At 66.8% G+C, this 15,630-nt stretch carries 26 protein-coding genes; all 26 read right to left on the reverse strand.

Annotated elements, in window-relative coordinates:
* Window positions 1–142 precede the first annotated feature (142 nt).
* The 26 genes from rplO to fusA all read right to left on the reverse strand — a co-directional run bounded on the left by rplO (window position 143) and on the right by fusA (window position 15,619).
* On the reverse strand, window positions 143–583 hold the full coding sequence (gene rplO, locus C0R66_RS14040; protein ID WP_101525233.1) for a 50S ribosomal protein L15: 441 nt from the start codon (window positions 581–583) through the stop codon (window positions 143–145).
* Between the two features lies 1 nt (window position 584).
* The gene (rpmD, locus tag C0R66_RS14045) at window positions 585–767 is read right to left on the reverse strand and encodes a 50S ribosomal protein L30 (RefSeq protein ID WP_101525234.1); all 183 of its coding nucleotides are present in this window, start codon (window positions 765–767) and stop codon (window positions 585–587) included.
* A complete protein-coding gene (gene rpsE / locus C0R66_RS14050; RefSeq protein ID WP_101525235.1) occupies window positions 767–1,360 on the reverse strand; it encodes a 30S ribosomal protein S5 in 594 nt (197 codons plus the stop codon). The genes rpmD and rpsE overlap by 1 nt, the downstream gene beginning before the upstream one ends.
* A gap of 37 nt (window positions 1,361–1,397) precedes the next feature.
* A complete protein-coding gene (gene rplR / locus C0R66_RS14055; RefSeq protein ID WP_101525236.1) occupies window positions 1,398–1,781 on the reverse strand; it encodes a 50S ribosomal protein L18 in 384 nt (127 codons plus the stop codon).
* 3 nt (window positions 1,782–1,784) lie between these two features.
* Window positions 1,785–2,327, reverse strand: a complete 543-nt coding sequence (gene rplF / locus C0R66_RS14060) for a 50S ribosomal protein L6 (RefSeq protein WP_101525237.1) — start codon at window positions 2,325–2,327, stop codon at window positions 1,785–1,787.
* 25 nt (window positions 2,328–2,352) lie between these two features.
* Window positions 2,353–2,760: a 30S ribosomal protein S8 gene (gene rpsH, locus C0R66_RS14065; RefSeq protein ID WP_101525238.1), complete on the reverse strand. Its 408-nt coding sequence runs from the start codon at window positions 2,758–2,760 to the stop codon at window positions 2,353–2,355.
* Between the two features lie 67 nt (window positions 2,761–2,827).
* Entirely contained in the window at window positions 2,828–3,013 is a 186-nt protein-coding gene (locus C0R66_RS14070; protein WP_011757321.1) for a type Z 30S ribosomal protein S14, read from the reverse strand.
* A 1-nt stretch (window position 3,014) separates the two neighbouring features.
* Window positions 3,015–3,587, reverse strand: coding sequence for a 50S ribosomal protein L5 (rplE, locus tag C0R66_RS14075; protein ID WP_101525239.1), 573 nt, complete (start codon window positions 3,585–3,587; stop codon window positions 3,015–3,017).
* A gap of 2 nt (window positions 3,588–3,589) precedes the next feature.
* Window positions 3,590–3,955, reverse strand: coding sequence for a 50S ribosomal protein L24 (gene rplX / locus C0R66_RS14080; RefSeq protein WP_101525240.1), 366 nt, complete (start codon window positions 3,953–3,955; stop codon window positions 3,590–3,592).
* Window positions 3,955–4,323: a 50S ribosomal protein L14 gene (rplN, locus tag C0R66_RS14085; RefSeq protein WP_101525241.1), complete on the reverse strand. Its 369-nt coding sequence runs from the start codon at window positions 4,321–4,323 to the stop codon at window positions 3,955–3,957. The genes rplX and rplN overlap by 1 nt, the downstream gene beginning before the upstream one ends.
* A gap of 106 nt (window positions 4,324–4,429) precedes the next feature.
* Window positions 4,430–4,693: a 30S ribosomal protein S17 gene (rpsQ, locus tag C0R66_RS14090; protein WP_101525242.1), complete on the reverse strand. Its 264-nt coding sequence runs from the start codon at window positions 4,691–4,693 to the stop codon at window positions 4,430–4,432.
* Window positions 4,690–4,938, reverse strand: coding sequence for a 50S ribosomal protein L29 (gene rpmC / locus C0R66_RS14095; protein WP_101525243.1), 249 nt, complete (start codon window positions 4,936–4,938; stop codon window positions 4,690–4,692). The genes rpsQ and rpmC overlap by 4 nt, the downstream gene beginning before the upstream one ends.
* Window positions 4,938–5,357 carry a 50S ribosomal protein L16 gene (gene rplP, locus C0R66_RS14100; protein WP_101525244.1) on the reverse strand — a complete coding sequence of 140 codons (420 nt, stop codon included), beginning with the start codon at window positions 5,355–5,357 and terminating at the stop codon, window positions 4,938–4,940. The genes rpmC and rplP overlap by 1 nt, the downstream gene beginning before the upstream one ends.
* Before the next feature lie 5 nt (window positions 5,358–5,362).
* Window positions 5,363–6,208 (reverse strand): 30S ribosomal protein S3, encoded by an 846-nt coding sequence (gene rpsC, locus C0R66_RS14105; RefSeq protein WP_101525245.1) that lies wholly within the window; start codon window positions 6,206–6,208, stop codon window positions 5,363–5,365.
* Entirely contained in the window at window positions 6,208–6,630 is a 423-nt protein-coding gene (gene rplV, locus C0R66_RS14110) for a 50S ribosomal protein L22 (protein WP_101525246.1), read from the reverse strand. The genes rpsC and rplV overlap by 1 nt, the downstream gene beginning before the upstream one ends.
* Complete coding sequence (rpsS, locus tag C0R66_RS14115; RefSeq protein WP_101525247.1) at window positions 6,627–6,908, reverse strand: 30S ribosomal protein S19; 282 nt, start codon at window positions 6,906–6,908, stop codon at window positions 6,627–6,629. The genes rplV and rpsS overlap by 4 nt, the downstream gene beginning before the upstream one ends.
* 5 nt (window positions 6,909–6,913) lie before the next feature.
* Window positions 6,914–7,750, reverse strand: coding sequence for a 50S ribosomal protein L2 (gene rplB, locus C0R66_RS14120; protein ID WP_101525248.1), 837 nt, complete (start codon window positions 7,748–7,750; stop codon window positions 6,914–6,916).
* Window positions 7,751–7,782: 32 nt separating this feature from the next.
* The gene (gene rplW / locus C0R66_RS14125) at window positions 7,783–8,088 is read right to left on the reverse strand and encodes a 50S ribosomal protein L23 (RefSeq protein ID WP_101525249.1); all 306 of its coding nucleotides are present in this window, start codon (window positions 8,086–8,088) and stop codon (window positions 7,783–7,785) included.
* Window positions 8,085–8,720 carry a 50S ribosomal protein L4 gene (gene rplD, locus C0R66_RS14130; RefSeq protein ID WP_101525250.1) on the reverse strand — a complete coding sequence of 212 codons (636 nt, stop codon included), beginning with the start codon at window positions 8,718–8,720 and terminating at the stop codon, window positions 8,085–8,087. The genes rplW and rplD overlap by 4 nt, the downstream gene beginning before the upstream one ends.
* 4 nt (window positions 8,721–8,724) lie before the next feature.
* Entirely contained in the window at window positions 8,725–9,384 is a 660-nt protein-coding gene (gene rplC / locus C0R66_RS14135) for a 50S ribosomal protein L3 (protein WP_101525251.1), read from the reverse strand.
* 11 nt (window positions 9,385–9,395) lie between these two features.
* Window positions 9,396–9,704, reverse strand: coding sequence for a 30S ribosomal protein S10 (gene rpsJ / locus C0R66_RS14140; RefSeq protein WP_008360994.1), 309 nt, complete (start codon window positions 9,702–9,704; stop codon window positions 9,396–9,398).
* Between the two features lie 396 nt (window positions 9,705–10,100).
* Entirely contained in the window at window positions 10,101–10,838 is a 738-nt protein-coding gene (gene trmB, locus C0R66_RS14145; RefSeq protein ID WP_241901450.1) for a tRNA (guanosine(46)-N7)-methyltransferase TrmB, read from the reverse strand.
* A 50-nt stretch (window positions 10,839–10,888) separates the two neighbouring features.
* On the reverse strand, window positions 10,889–11,770 hold the full coding sequence (locus C0R66_RS19990; protein WP_277869127.1) for a pyridoxal-phosphate dependent enzyme: 882 nt from the start codon (window positions 11,768–11,770) through the stop codon (window positions 10,889–10,891).
* The gene (locus C0R66_RS19995; RefSeq protein ID WP_277869128.1) at window positions 11,727–12,143 is read right to left on the reverse strand and encodes a pyridoxal-phosphate dependent enzyme; all 417 of its coding nucleotides are present in this window, start codon (window positions 12,141–12,143) and stop codon (window positions 11,727–11,729) included. Before C0R66_RS19995 ends, C0R66_RS19990 begins: the two co-directional genes overlap by 44 nt.
* A 96-nt stretch (window positions 12,144–12,239) precedes the next feature.
* Window positions 12,240–13,433, reverse strand: coding sequence for an elongation factor Tu (gene tuf / locus C0R66_RS14155; RefSeq protein WP_101525252.1), 1,194 nt, complete (start codon window positions 13,431–13,433; stop codon window positions 12,240–12,242).
* Between the two features lie 68 nt (window positions 13,434–13,501).
* On the reverse strand, window positions 13,502–15,619 hold the full coding sequence (fusA, locus tag C0R66_RS14160; protein ID WP_101525253.1) for an elongation factor G: 2,118 nt from the start codon (window positions 15,617–15,619) through the stop codon (window positions 13,502–13,504).
* Window positions 15,620–15,630 lie beyond the last annotated feature (11 nt).

The following is a 15,630-nucleotide window of genomic DNA, read 5'->3' on the forward strand; positions in this document are numbered from 1 at the left end:
CAGCGCTCGATCTACCGTCCCGAGGACCCGGGGAAGCCTAACAGGGTGCCGTGCACCCTTCGGACACGAGTACGGGGCCCGTCCTCGCCGCACATGGCGGCTGGGACGAGCCCCGCGCTCGTTGCTGTGTCTCGAGGTCGGGTCAGACCACCGTGGTGGTGCCGCCCGCGGCCTCGATCTTGGACTTGGCCGAGGCCGAGAACGCGTTGGCGCTCACCTGGAGCGCGACCGTGATCTCGCCCTGACCGAGCACCTTGACCGGGTGGCCCTTGCGGACCGCGCCCTTGGCGACCAGGTCCTCGATGCCGACGACTCCACCCGAGGGGAAGAGAGCGTTCAGGCTGTCGAGGTTGACGACCTGGAACTCCACCTTGAAGGGGTTCTTGAACCCCTTCAGCTTGGGGAGCCGCATGTGGATGGGCATCTGGCCACCCTCGAAGGCGACCGGGACCTGGTAGCGAGCCTTGGTGCCCTTGGTACCGCGACCCGAGGTCTTACCCTTGGAACCCTCACCACGGCCCACGCGGGTCTTGGCAGTCTTCGCACCGGGAGCCGGACGCAGGTGGTGCAGCTTGAGCGTCATATCACTCCACCTCCTCTACCGTCACCAGGTGACGGACCGTGTTGACCATGCCCCGGATCTCCGGGCGGTCCTCCTTGACGACGACGTCGCCGATCCGCTTGAGACCGAGCGTGCGCAGCGTCTCGCGCTGGTTGGCCTTCAGGCCGACCAGCCCGCGCTTCTGCTGGACCTTGAGCTGTGCCATCAGGATGACACCTCCGCCCGGGCCCGCAGGATCGCAGCCGGCGTGACCTGCTCGACGGTGAGCCCACGACGAGCAGCGACCTGCTCCGGCTCCTCGAGCATCTGCAGCGCCGCGACCGTCGCGTGGACGATGTTGATCTGGTTGGACGAACCGAGCGACTTGCTCAGCACGTCATGGATTCCCGCGCACTCCAGCACCGCACGCACCGGGCCACCGGCGATGACACCGGTACCAGGGGCGGCAGGACGGAGCATGACGACGCCAGCCGCCTTCTCCCCCTGCACGGGGTGCGGGATGGTGCCCTGGATGCGAGGAACCTTGAAGAAGTGCTTCTTGGCCTCCTCGACACCCTTGGCGATCGCCGCGGGAACTTCCTTCGCCTTGCCGTAGCCGACGCCAACGAGACCTTCGCCGTCACCCACGATCACGAGGGCGGTGAAGCTGAAGCGACGACCACCCTTCACGACCTTGGCGACTCGGTTGATCGCAACGACGCGCTCGATGTAGGCGGTCTTCTCGGCCTGGCCACCACGACGATCGTCGCGGTTGCCACGGCGCTCGCCTCCGCGCTGTCCGCGCTGGGCTCCGCTCATGAGACTCTTCCTCTTCTCTTTCTTGCTTGTCTTGCGATCAGAAAGCCAGCCCGCCCTCGCGGGCGGCGTCGGCCAGGGCCGCGACGCGGCCGTGGTACTTGTTGCCGGCACGGTCGAAGACCACGCCGTCGACACCAGCAGCCTTGGCACGCTCGGCCACGAGTGCGCCGACCTTCTTCGCCTTGGCCGTCTTGTCGCCAGACTCCGAGCGGACGTCCGCCTCCATGGTGGAGGCGTAGGCCAGGGTCTTGCCGACCAGGTCGTCGACCACCTGCACGCTGATGTGCTTGGCGGAACGGGTGACGACCAGGCGGGGACGCTCGGCGGTGCCGGAGACCTTCTTGCGGCCACGCATCTGCCGCTTGAGCCGGGACTTGACCCGACCAGCGGTGTGCTTGTTGTTGGAGAGCGAGATACCCATGTGCTACTTACCAGCCTTTCCGACCTTGCGGCGGACCTGCTCGCCGGCGTAACGCACGCCCTTGCCCTTGTAGGGCTCGGGCTTGCGAAGCTTGCGAATCTTCGCAGCGGTCTCACCGACCAGCTGCTTGTCGATGCCGAGGACACCGAGCTTGGTCGGACCCTCAACGGTGAAGGTGATGCCCTCGGGGGCATCGACCACGATGGGGTGCGAGTAGCCGAGCTGGAACTCCAGCTGCGTCGGGCTCTTGGGGAGCACGCGGTAACCCACGCCGACGATCTCGAGCTTCTTCTCGTAGCCCTCGGTCACACCGATCACCATGTTGTTGATCAGGGTGCGGGTGAGCCCGTGCAGCGAGCGGCTCTCACGCTCGTCGTTGGGGCGCTTGACCTCGAGCACGCCTTCGTCGTTCCGCGCCACCGTGATGGGCGTGGCGACGGAGTGGCTCAGGGTGCCCTTGGGTCCCTTGACGGTCACCAGGGCGTTGTCGATGGCGACATCGACGCCCGACGGGACCGTGATGGGAAGCCTGCCAATTCGTGACATTGTCGTTCCTCCTTCGGTCTCGTCGTTACCAGACGTAGGCGAGGACTTCCCCACCCACGCCCTTCTGGTTTGCCTGGCGGTCGGTCAGCAGGCCCTGGCTCGTCGAGATGATCGCGACGCCCATGCCACCGAGGACCTTGGGCAGGCCGGTGCTCTTCGCGTAGACGCGGAGGCCCGGCTTGCTGATGCGGCGCACACCGGCGATGGAGCGCTCGCGGTTCCGGCCGTACTTGAGGGTGATGTGGAGCGTCTTGCCCACCTCGCCCTCGGCGGGCTCGGTGACGTCGTAGGAGGTGATGTACCCCTGCTCCCGAAGGATCTCGGCGACGCCTTCCTTGAGCTTGCTGTACGGCATCTTCACCGCGTCGTGGTACGCCTGGTTGGCGTTGCGCAGACGAGTAAGCATGTCTGCGATCGGGTCAGTCATGGTCATGGCCTAATCGGCCCTTTCTCTCTGTGGTTTCCCGCAAGCGGGACCTTCAGGGTTTGAAGTAGGTGGATTACCAGGAGGACTTGGTCACGCCGGGCAGCTCGCCCCGGTGCGCCATTTCCCGCAGGCAGATGCGGCACAGGCCGAACTTGCGGTAGACGGCCTTGGGTCGTCCGCACCGCTGGCAACGGGTGTATCCGCGCACGGCGAACTTCGGCTTGCGAGCCGCCTTCACCTTCAGAGCAGTCTTCGCCATGTCAGTTCTCCTTGAACGGGAAGCCGAGCTGCTTGAGCAGCGCCCGACCCTCGTCGTCGTTGGTGGCGGTGGTCACGACCGTGATGTCCATGCCGCGCGACCGGTCGATCTTGTCCTGGTCGATCTCGTGGAACATGACCTGCTCGGTGAGACCGAAGGTGTAGTTGCCGCGCCCGTCGAACTGCTTGGGCGACAGGCCGCGGAAGTCACGGATGCGGGGCAGGGCCAGCGACAGCAGCCGGTCCATGAACTCCCACATGCGGTCGCCCCGCAGGGTGACGTGGGCGCCGATGGGCATGCCCTCGCGCAGCTTGAACTGCGCGATCGACTTGCGGGCCTTCGTCACCATGGGCTTCTGGCCGGTGATGGCCGTGAGGTCCTTGATGGCGCCCTCGATCAGCTTGGAGTCGCGAGCTGCCTCGCCGACACCCATGTTGACCACGACCTTGGTGAGGCCAGGGACCTGCATGACGTTCTTGATCTCGAACTCGGACTGCAGCGCGGGGAGGATCTCCTCGCGGTAGCGGGTCTTCAGACGGGGAATGGTGTGCTCCCCGGTGGTGGACTCAGCCATCGTCAGATCTCCTTCCCGGTCTTGCGCGAGACCCGGACGCTGCGCTGGGCGCTGTACGTCGAGCCGTCGTTGCGCTTCTTGGTCACGTCGTCGCGGCGGAAGGCGACCCGGCTGACGCCGTCGTCCTCGACCAGCATCACGTTCGAGACGTGGATCGGTGCCTCGGCCGTGATGATGCCACCGGTGTTGCCGGCGCCGGAGTTGACGACCTTGGTGTGACGCTTGATGCGGTTCACACCTTCGACGATCACCCGCTGCTCCTCACGGAGCACCGAGATGACCTTGCCCTGGGCGCCCTTGTCCTTGCCGGCGATCACCTTGACGGTGTCACCCTTCTTGATGTTCACGTGCGGTGCCTTCTTCGTCATCACAGCACCTCCGGGGCCAGCGAGATGATCTTCATGAACTTCTTCTCGCGCAGCTCGCGGCCCACGGGGCCGAAGATGCGAGTGCCTCGCGGCTCTCCGTCGGTCTTGAGGATGACGGCGGCGTTCTCGTCGAACTTGATGTACGAGCCGTCCGGGCGGCGGCGCTCCTTGACGGTGCGCACGATGACGGCCTTGACGACGTCACCCTTCTTCACGTTGCCACCGGGGATCGCGTCCTTGACGGTGGCGACGATCGTGTCGCCGATACCCGCGTAGCGGCGACCCGAACCACCGAGAACACGGATGCAAAGGATCTCCTTCGCACCGGTGTTGTCGGCGACCTTGAGTCGCGACTCCTGCTGGATCATTGGTTTCTCCTGGTTGTCGCGCCGGTTCTCGCCGCCCGAGGACGGGCGAGCCTTGCCGAACTAGTGGTTGGTATCAGGTAGGCCGTCAGGAACGACGACCCGGGAGTCACTTGGCCTTTTCGAGGACCTGGACCACGCGCCAGCGCTTGGTCGCGGACAGCGGGCGGGTCTCCATGATCAGGACCCGGTCGCCGATGCCGCACTCGTTGGTCTCGTCGTGCGCCTTGAGCTTGGAGGTGCGGCGCATGACCTTGCCGTAGAGCGCGTGCTTCACGCGGTCCTCGACGGAGACCACGATGGTCTTGTCCATCTTGTCGCTGACGACCAGGCCCTCACGGGTCTTGCGGGCGTTGCGGACTGCCTCGCTCATGCGGTGGCCTCTTCCTTGTTCTCGGCGCCGGGCGCGGTGCGGATGCCGAGCTCACGCTCGCGCAGCACCGTGTAGATCCGGGCGATGTCCTTCTTGACCGTACGGAGCCGACCGTTGTTGTCCAGCTGGCCGGTGGCCGACTGGAAACGGAGGTTGAAGAGCTCCTCCTTGGCCTCTCGCAGCTTGGTCTCGAGATCCTCGGCACCCAGCTCGTCGAGCGTGTTCACGCTCATCTTGTCGCTCATCAGAATTCACCGGCCTCGCGGGAAATGAACCGGCACTTCATCGGGAGCTTGTGCATCGCGCGGCGCATGGCCTCGCGAGCAACCTCCTCGGTGACTCCGGAAAGTTCGAACATGACGCGGCCGGGCTTGACGTTCGCCACCCACCACTCGGGAGAACCCTTACCGGATCCCATGCGGGTCTCGGCAGGCTTCTTGGTCAGCGGGCGGTCCGGGTAGATGTTGATCCAGACCTTTCCGCCACGCTTGATGTGGCGGGTCATCGCGATACGAGCAGACTCGATCTGTCGGTTCGTGACGTAGTGACCCTCGACCGCCTGGATGCCGAAGTCGCCGAAGGCGATCTTCGTTCCACCCTTGGCCGCACCGGTCCGCTTCGGGTGGTGCTGCTTGCGGTGCTTGACTCGACGGGGCATCAACATGGAGCTCAGGCCTCCTGTCCGGTGGTGGGAGCGGCCTCGACCGGAGCGGCAGCCGGCGCCTCGGCGGCAGCCGGAGCTGCGGCCTCGGTCGACGGCGCGTCGCTGCGGGCGTTGCCACGGGTGCCACGGCTGGGACGCTCGGCGCCGCGGCTGGGACGGCCACCTGCACCGCCGCGACCGGGAGCGCCGGCGCGGGCAGCCTGCTGGGCCTGACGCTCGGCACGGGTGCCGGCGACCTCGCCCTTGTAGATCCAGACCTTCACGCCGATGCGGCCGAACGTCGTCTTAGCCTCGTAGAAGCCGTAGTCGATGTCGGCACGCAGGGTGTGCAGCGGCACGCGACCCTCGCGGTAGAACTCGGTACGCGACATCTCGGCGCCGTTGAGCCGACCCGAGCACTGGATCCGGATGCCCTTGGCACCGGAGCGCATCGAGGTCTGCATGGCCTTCTTCATGGCGCGGCGGAACTGCACGCGGCCGGAGAGCTGCTCGGCGACGCCCTGGGCGACCAGCTGCGCGTCGACCTCGGGGCTCTTGACCTCGAGGATGTTCAGCTGCACCTGCTTGCCGGTCAGCTTCTCGAGCTCGCCGCGGATGCGGTCGGCCTCGGCTCCACGACGGCCGATGACGATGCCCGGACGCGCGGTGTGGATGTCCACCCGCACGCGGTCCCGGGTGCGCTCGATCTCGACCTTGGAGATGCCGGCCCGCTCCATGCCCTTGGAGAGCAGCTTGCGGATCGCGACGTCCTCGCCGACGTACGCCTTGTAGAGCTTGTCGGCGTACCAGCGCGACTTGTGGTCCGTGGAGATTCCGAGGCGGAAGCCATTCGGGTTGATCTTCTGGCCCATCAGGCCTTCCGTCCCTTCTTCTCGACGACACCAACCGGCTGGACGGCCAGGGTGATGTGGCTGGTGCGCTTGTTGATGCGGGTCGCACGACCCTGCGCACGCGGACGCCAACGCTTCATGGTGGGACCCTCGTCGACCGTGGCGACGGAGACGACCAGGTCGCCCTTCGCAAGGCCTTCGACGCTCTCGGCGTTGGCGATGGCGCTCTCAAGCACCTTGTAGACGGTCTCGGAGGCGGCCTGCGGCGCGAACTGCAGCAGCGCGAGGGCCTCGTCGACGGGAAGGCCGCGGACCATGTCGACGACACGGCGAGCCTTCATCGGGGTGATTCGCACGTAACGCGCACTCGCGAAGGCACCCGGCTGGTCGCCGAGCAGGGACACGCGGCGGGCGCTCGTGCGCTGACGCTCACTGACACTCATCGACGACGACCCTTCCGGTCTTCCTTGACGTGCCCGCGGTAGGTGCGGGTCGGGGCGAACTCACCGAGCTTGTGACCGACCATGGAGTCGGTGACGAACACGGGGACGTGCTTGCGACCGTCGTGCACGGCGATCGTGTGACCGATCATGGCCGGCACGATCATCGACCGGCGCGACCAGGTCTTGATGACGTTGTGGGAACCCTTGTCGTTCTCCGCGTCCACCTTCTTCATCAGGTGGCCGTCCACGAAGGGACCCTTCTTCAGGCTACGAGGCATCTCAGTTACTTCCTACCCTTGCCGGACTTGCGGCGACGGATGATCTGGGAGTCGCTGGCCTTGCGCTTGCGCGTACGGCCCTCGGGCTTGCCCCAGGGGGACACCGGGTGACGACCACCCGAGGTCTTGCCCTCGCCACCACCGTGGGGGTGGTCGACCGGGTTCATGACCACACCACGGACAGTCGGGCGCTTGCCCTTCCAGCGCATGCGGCCGGCCTTGCCCCAGTTGATGTTGGACTGCTCGGCGTTGCCGACCTCACCGATGGTGGCGCGGCAGCGCACGTCGACGAAGCGCATCTCGCCGGACGGCAGGCGCAGCGTGGCGCGCGAGCCCTCCTTGGCGACGAGCTGGGCGGAGTTGCCGGCCGAGCGGGCGATCTTCGCACCGCCACCGGGACGCAGCTCCACGCAGTGGATCGTCGTACCGACGGGGATGTTGCGCAGCGGCAGGTTGTTGCCCGGCTTGATGTCGGCGCCTGCGCCGCTCTCCACCGCCGTGCCCTGACCGAGGTCCTTGGGCGCGATGATGTAGCGCTTCTCGCCGTCTGCGTAGTGCAGCAGTGCGATGCGGGCGGTGCGGTTGGGGTCGTACTCGATGTGAGCGACCTTGGCCGGCACGCCGTCCTTGTCGTAGCGACGGAAGTCGATGATCCGGTAGGCCCGCTTGTGGCCGCCACCCTGGTGACGCGTGGTGATGCGTCCCTGGTTGTTGCGGCCGCCCTTCTTGGGCAGCGGACGGGTCAGCGACTTCTCGGGCGTGGTCCGGGTGATCTCGACGAAGTCGGCCACCGAGGAGCCACGACGGCCCGGGGTGGTCGGCTTGTACTTGCGGATAGCCATTGTCTTAGTCCTTCTTCGCCTTCAGTTCCCGGTCAGCCGACCGGGCCACCGAAGATGTCGATGCGGTGGCCCTCAGCGAGGCTGACGATGGCGCGCTTGGTGTCCTTGCGCTTGCCCAGACCATTGCGGGTACGACGGGTCTTGCCCACCCGGTTGATCGTGTTGACCGAGGTCACCTTGACGTTGAACACCTTCTCGACCGCGATCTTGATCTCGGTCTTGTTCGCGTCCGGGTGGACGAGGAACGTGTACTTGTTGGCGTCGAGGAGGCCGTAGCTCTTCTCGGAGACGACCGGCGCGAGCAGGATGTCCCGGTGGTCCTTGTGCAGGGTGCTCACTTCTGGTCCTCCTCGGCCTGCTGCGACTTGCCCGCGGGAGCGGCGGCGACGAACGCGTCGTACGCACCCTTGGTGAAGACCACGTCGTCCGAGGCCAGCACGTCATAGGTGTTGAGCTGGTCGACGGCCACGATGTGCACCTGGGGCGCGTTGCGGAGCGACAGCCAGGTGATGGTGTCGCTGCGCTCGAGCACCAGGAGGTACCGGGCACGGTCGGTCAGGGCGTTCAGCGCCGTCAGCGCCACCTTGGTCGACGGCTTGTCACCGGTGACCAGGGAGTCGACGACGTGGATGCGGTCGTTGCGCGCCCGGTCCGAGAGGGCACCGCGCAGGGCGGCAGCCTTCATCTTCTTGGGGGTGCGCTGGTCGTACGAACGCGGCTGCGGGCCGTGGACGACGCCACCGCCGGCGAACTGCGGCGCCCGGGTCGAGCCCTGGCGGGCGCGGCCGGTGCCCTTCTGCTTGTAGGGCTTGCGGCCACCACCGCGGACGTCGGCCCGCGTCTTGGTGGCGTGCGTGCCCTGACGAGCAGCAGCCTGCTGCGCCACGACGACCTGGTGGATCAGGGGGATGTTGACCTCGACGCCGAAGATCTCGGCGGGGAAGTCGACCTTGACGGTCTTGGCAGCCATTGGGTCAGGCCTCCTGGGTCTTCTTGGCAGCGGAACGCAGCACCACGAGACCGCCGCGGGGGCCGGGGACGGCACCCTTGAGCAGGATCAGGCCCTTCTCGGCGTCGACGGCGTGCACGGTGACGTTCTGGGTGGTGACGGTGTCGTTACCCATCCGGCCGGCCATGCGGGTGCCCTTGAAGACGCGACCCGGAGTGGCGCAGGCGCCGATCGAGCCGGGCTTGCGGTGGTTGCGGTGAGCACCGTGCGAGGCGGACACGCCGTGGAAGCCGTGACGCTTCATGACACCGGCGAAGCCCTTGCCCTTGCTGGTGCCGGTGACGTCGATCTCGTCGCCGGCGGCGAACAGCTCGGGGCTGAGCTCCTGGCCCAGGGCGTACGACGCCGCGTCAGCGGTGCGGATCTCGACCAGGTGGCGACGGGGAGTCACACCGGCCTTGGTGAAGTGACCGGCCTCGGGCTTGTTGACCTTGCGGGCCTCGATCTCGCCGTACCCGACCTGGATGGCGTTGTAGCCGTCGGTCTCGGGCTGACGGATCTGGGTCACCACGTTGGTCGCAGCACCGATCACGGTCACGGGGACGACCTTGTTTTTCTCGTCCCACATCTGGGTCATGCCGAGCTTGGTGCCCAGCAGGCCCTTCACGTTTCGTTCGAAAGTCATCGTCTCAGACCTCAGAGCTTGATCTCGATGTCGACACCCGCGGGCAGATCGAGGCGCATGAGCGAGTCGACAGTCTTCGGGGTGGGGTCGATGATGTCGATGAGGCGCTTGTGCGTGCGCATCTCAAAGTGCTCGCGCGAGTCCTTGTACTTGTGGGGCGAGCGAATGACGCAGTACACGTTCTTCTCGGTCGGCAGCGGCACAGGGCCGGCGACCTTGGCACCCGTACGGGTGACGGTGTCCACGATCTTGCGCGCCGAGGTGTCGATCACCTCGTGGTCATAGGCCTTGAGCCTGATGCGGATCTTCTGTCCCGCCATAGGTCTCTCTCGTCCTTCTCTCGCACCCTGGTGGGGGTGCCGCGTCCTGTTCTGTTCCCGACTCGTCCTCGGGTGAGGCCGTGCCGCCTGTCTCTCTCCACTCACCGCCGACCCCCGAGGTCGGGCGTGTCGCGAGTTTTCCGCGATACATGACCTGGATCCTGCTGTGTTCCTGAGTGGTGCCCGACGTTTCGTCGGGCCGGAATCGGGTCTCGGCCTGATGACTCATCAGTGACGCACACACATGCTTGGACCACGGAGTCAGGGCGCTCGACGGCGTGAGCCATCGGGAGACGCGATTCAGTAGTCAAGATGTGGCGCGCCCCGGCGACCCGCCGGAGCAACCTGAGTATCTTGGCAGAATTCCGGAGCAGTTCCAAATCGCCCGGCGTGGGGTCACCGCCGGTAGCACAGGTCCGTGATGTGGCGGCCCTTCTCCAGCCCCTTGCGCTCGAAGCGGGTCACCGGTCGGTCTGCCATCCGTTCCACGACGCCTCCGGTGAGCTCCGGCACGGCGTCCAGCACCTCGACCATCTGCTCGGCGTAGTCGGCCCAGTCCGTGGCCAGACGCCACACTCCCCCGGGTGCCAGGCGCGAGGCGGCCATGGTGGCGAAGGCCGGATCGATCAGCCGGCGCTTGTTGTGCTTCTTCTTGTGCCAGGGGTCGGGGAAGAAGGTCCACAGCTCGGCCACGCTCGCGGGACCCAGCACGTGCTCGAGGAACCAGGCCGCGTCCAGGGTGCAGAACCGCACGTTGGTGGCACCTGCCTCCGCCACCCGCAGCAGCGCGTCGGCCACTCCGGGCCGCCAGACCTCCAGGGCGAGCACGTCGTGGTCGGGGCGACCCGCGGCCAGCACGGCCGTGGCCTCCCCCACCCCGGAACCGATCTCCACGATCAGCGGAGCGCGACGGCCGAACCAGCTCTCCAGGTCGAAGCCGGGACGGTCCACCGCCTCCTCCGGGATCACCCAGTCGGCCTGGTGCGCCGCCCACCCCTCCGCCTGGCGCGGGGTGAACCGGCTTCCTCGCCGCGAGTAGGACAACACCTCCCGCATCCGCCGACCGTCCTCGGTCAGCTTGTGGTGCGGGCGCGCGGGGCGCACGGGGTGGGAGGAGGGGCCGGAGTCGTTCACGCCACCATTGTCTCGAACCCCCGCGCCGACGGGCCGGGTGCCCCCGTCCCTCACATCAGGAAGGTGAAGAGCGGCGATCCGGGCGAGACCTGCTCGATGGTGAGCGGGCTGCGCTCCATCCGGGCCAACAGGGCAGCCAGGTCCTCGGACCGCTCGAGCTCGATGCCCACGAGCGCGGGCCCGGTCTCGCGGTTGTTCTTCTTGACGTACTCGAAGACGACGATGTCGTCGTCCGCCCCGAGCACGTCGGCCAGGAAGTGGCGCAGCGCGCCGGGCTCCTGGGGGAACGAGACGAGGAAGTAGTGGCGCAGTCCCAGGTGGATCAACGAGCGCTCGAGGATCTCCCCGTAACGGCTGACGTCGTTGTTGCCCCCCGACACCACGCACACCACTGCCTGGTCGGCCGGCACCTGTCCGGACAGCTGCCTGGCTGCCGCGCTGGCCAGCGCTCCCGCAGGCTCCGCGATGATGCCCTCCACCTGGTAGAGCTCCAGCATCTCCGTGCTCACCGCGCCCGCGTCGACCGTGACCACCTCGTCCACGAGGTCGCGCACCAGTGGGAAGGTGAGCTCCCCGACGGTGCCTACTGCGGCGCCGTCCACGAAGGTGTCGACCCGGTCCAGGGCCACCGGACGCCCTGCCGACAACGCGGCCGTCATGCTGGCCGCACCGCTCGGCTCCACCCCGATGATCCTCACCTCGGGCCGGCGCTCGCGCAGCCACAGGGCCATGCCCGCCACCAGTCCTCCCCCGCCGACCGGCGCTAGCACGGTGTGCAGCGGGCCCTGCAGCTGGTCGGCGATCTCCGCCGCCACGGTGCCCTGGCCCAGGATGGTCCGCAGGTCGTCGAACGGATGCACGAACACCGCCCCGGTACGGTCGGCGTCCTCACGCGCCGCGACCCCCGCGGCGTCGTAGGTGCTTCCTGCCACCACCAGCTCGACCCGCCCCTCCCCAGGGCCACGATGCGCTGACGCTTCTGCCGGGGGTGCTGCCGGGGACGTAGACCCTGCCCTCGATGCCCAGCCGGGCGCAGCTCCAGGCGACGCCCTGGCCGTGGTTGCCGGCACTGGCGCAGACCACTCCCCTGCTCCGGTCCTGCTCCGTGAGCCCACTGATCAGGTGGTAGGCGCCGCGGACCTTGTAGGACCGGGTGATCTGCCGGTTCTCGCGCTTGAGGTGGACCGGCGCCCCCACGGTCGCGGAGAGCCGCGGGCTCAGCTCCAGCTCGGTACGGCGGACCACGGGTGCCAGTCGTACCGCCGCAGCCTCGACCTCTGCCGCACCCGGCTCACCTCGTGTCACGCGCGCAGCCTACGCGAGCCGGGAACGCAGAACGGCCCCGGACCGTGAGGTCCGGGGCCGTTCCTAGTCGATCAACCGGTCAGTGACCGGCGGTGATCACTTGTTGATCTTGGTGACCCGGCCGGCGCCGACGGTGCGGCCACCCTCGCGGATCGCGAACTTCAGACCCTCGTCCATGGCGATGGGCTGGATGAGCTCGACCGACATCTCGGTGTTGTCACCCGGCATCACCATCTCGGTGCCCTCGGGGAGGGTCACCACGCCAGTCACGTCCGTGGTGCGGAAGTAGAACTGGGGACGGTAGTTGTTGAAGAACGGGGTGTGGCGACCGCCCTCCTCCTTCGAGAGGATGTAGACCGAGGCCTCGAAGTTGGTGTGCGGGGTCGTGGTGCCCGGCTTGATGACGACCATGCCGCGCTCGATGTCCTCGCGCTTGGTGCCACGAAGCAGCAGACCGACGTTCTCACCGGCCTGGCCCTCGTCGAGCAGCTTGCGGAACATCTCGACACCGGTGACGGTGGACTTCTGGGCCTTCTCGCGGATGCCGATGATCTCGACCTCCTCGTTGACCTTCACGATGCCGCGCTCGATACGGCCGGTGATGACCGTGCCGCGACCCGTGATGGTGAAGACGTCCTCGACGGGCATGAGGAACGGCTTGTCAACCTCACGCGCAGGCGTGGGGATGGCCTCGTCGACCGCGTTCATGAGCTCGAGGATCGAGTCGCCCCACTTCTCGTCACCCTGCAGGGCAGGGAACGCCGCGACGCGCACGACGGGAATGTCGTCGCCCGGGTACTCGTACTCGGAGAGGAGCTCGCGCACCTCCATCTCGACGAGCTCGATGAGCTCCTCGTCGTCGACCATGTCGCACTTGTTGAGCGCGACCACCAGGGACGGCACGCCGACCTGGCGAGCGAGCAGCACGTGCTCGCGGGTCTGGGGCATCGGGCCGTCGGTCGCGGCGACCACCAGGATCGCGCCGTCCATCTGCGCAGCACCGGTGATCATGTTCTTGATGTAGTCCGCGTGACCAGGGCAGTCGACGTGCGCGTAGTGGCGCGCCTCGGTCTGGTACTCAACGTGCGCGATGGAGATCGTGATACCGCGCTGGCGCTCCTCAGGAGCCTTGTCGATCTGGTCGAAGGCCGAGGCCTCGTTCAGGTTCGGGTACTTGTCGTGCAGAACCTTAGTGATCGCCGCGGTCAAGGTGGTCTTGCCGTGGTCGATGTGACCGATCGTGCCGATGTTGACGTGCGGCTTGGTCCGCTCGAACTTCGCCTTAGCCACTGTGGGCTCCTCCTGTTGATTGTTTCATTGACTCGTGGGGTTTTGGTGCAGCCGAGGATCCGGGCGAACTACTCGCCGCGGACCTTCTTGATGATCTCGTCGGCGATGTTCGAAGGAACCTCGGCGTACGAGTCGAACTCCATCGAGTACGACGCCTGCCCGGAGGTCTTGGACCTCAGGTCGCCAACGTACCCGAACATCTCCGACAGCGGCACAAGGGCGTTGACGACCATGTCGCCGTGGCGCTCCTCCTGGGCCTGGATCTGCCCGCGTCGCGAGTTGATGTCGCCGATGACCGTGCCCAGGAAGCTGTCGGGCGTGGTCACCTCGACCGCGAACATCGGCTCGAGCAGGACGGCCTTGGCCATCCGTGCGGCCTCCTTGAACGCCTGGTTTCCGGCGATCTTGAAGGCGAGCTCAGACGAGTCGACGTCGTGGTAGGCGCCGTCCTCGAGGGTGAACTTGACGTCCACCATGGGGTAGCCGGCGAGCACGCCGAACTCCATGGCGTCCTGGCCGCCGGCGTCGACCGAGGGGATGTACTCCCGCGGGATGCGACCACCGGAGACGGCGTTGACGAACTCGTAGCCAGCACCGGTCCCGGTCTCGGGGTCGATGTTGGGCTCCAGGCTGACGACCACCTTGGCGAACTGACCCGAACCACCGGTCTGCTTCTTGTGCGTGTAGCTGTGGTTCTTGATCGCCTTGCGGATCGTCTCGCGGTAGGCCACCTGCGGCTTGCCGACGGTCGCCTCGACGCGGAACTCGCGCTTCATCCGGTCGACCAGGATCTCCAGGTGGAGCTCGCCCATGCCGGCGATGATCGTCTGGCCGGTCTCCTCGTCGGTCTTCACCGTGAAGGTGGGGTCCTCGTCGGAGAGCCGCTGGATCGCGGTTCCCAGCTTCTCCTGGTCGCTCTTGGTCTTCGGCTCGATGGCCACCTCGATCACGGGCGCGGGGAAGGTCATGGACTCCAGGACGACCTGCTTGGCCGGGTCGCACAGGGTGTGACCGGTCTTGGTGTCCTTCAGGCCCATGACGGCCACGATCTGGCCGGCGCCGACCGACGCGATCTCCTCACGCTTGTTGGCGTGCATCTGGTAGACCTTGCCGATCCGCTCCTTCTTGCCGTTGACCGAGTTGACCACGGTCGTGCCGGCCTCGAGCTTGCCCGAGTAGACGCGGACGTAGATCAGCTTGCCCAGGTGCGGGTCCGAGGCGATCTTGTAGGCGAGGCCGGAGAACGGCTCGTCGTCGCTCGGCTTGCGCACGATCTCCTTGGACTCGTCGCGCGGGTCGTGCCCGACGATGCCCTCGATGTCGAGCGGCGAGGGCAGGAACTTGACGACGGCGTCGAGCAGGGGCTGGACGCCCTTGTTCTTGAACGCGGTGCCGCACAGGACCGGGTTGAGCTTGTCGGCCAGCGTCGCGCGACGGATGGCGTCCTCGAGCTCGGGGACGGTGAAGTTCTCCTCGCCCTCGTCGAGGTACTTCTCCATGATGTCGTCGTCGGCGTCGGCGAGGGTCTCGATGAGCCGGGTGCGGTAGTCCGCGGCCTGCTCGGCGAGCTCGGCCGGGATCTCCTCGATCTCGTAGTCCTCACCCATCGTGGTCTCGCCACGCCAGGTCAGGGCACGCATGCCGATCAGGTCCACGACACCGATGAAGTCACCCTCGGCACCGATCGGGAGCTGCAGCACCAGCGGGGTGGAGTTCAGGCGCTCGACCATCATGTCGACGCAGCGGAAGAAGTCCGCTCCGGTGCGGTCGAGCTTGTTGACGAAGCACATCCGCGGCACGGCGTACTTGTTGGCCTGACGCCAGACCGTCATGGTCTGCGGCTCGACGCCCGCGACACCGTCGAAGACGGCGACGGCGCCGTCAAGGACGCGCAGCGAGCGCTCGACCTCGGCGGTGAAGTCGACGTGCCCGGGGGTGTCGATGATGTTGATCTGGTGGTCCTTCCACCAGCAGGTGGTCGCGGCGGACGTGATCGTGATGCCGCGCTCCTGCTCCTGCTCCATCCAGTCCATGGTGGCGCCGCCGTCGTGGACCTCACCGATCTTGTACGTGATACCGGTGTAGAACAGGATGCGCTCGGTGGTGGTGGTCTTGCCGGCGTCGATGTGCGCCATGATGCCGATGTTGCGGACCTTGTTGAGGTCCGTGGTGATGTCAACGGCCACTGAAAGTCACA

Origin of the sequence: Nocardioides houyundeii, from assembly GCF_002865585.1 — a bacterium.
Taxonomy (GTDB): domain Bacteria; phylum Actinomycetota; class Actinomycetes; order Propionibacteriales; family Nocardioidaceae; genus Nocardioides; species Nocardioides houyundeii.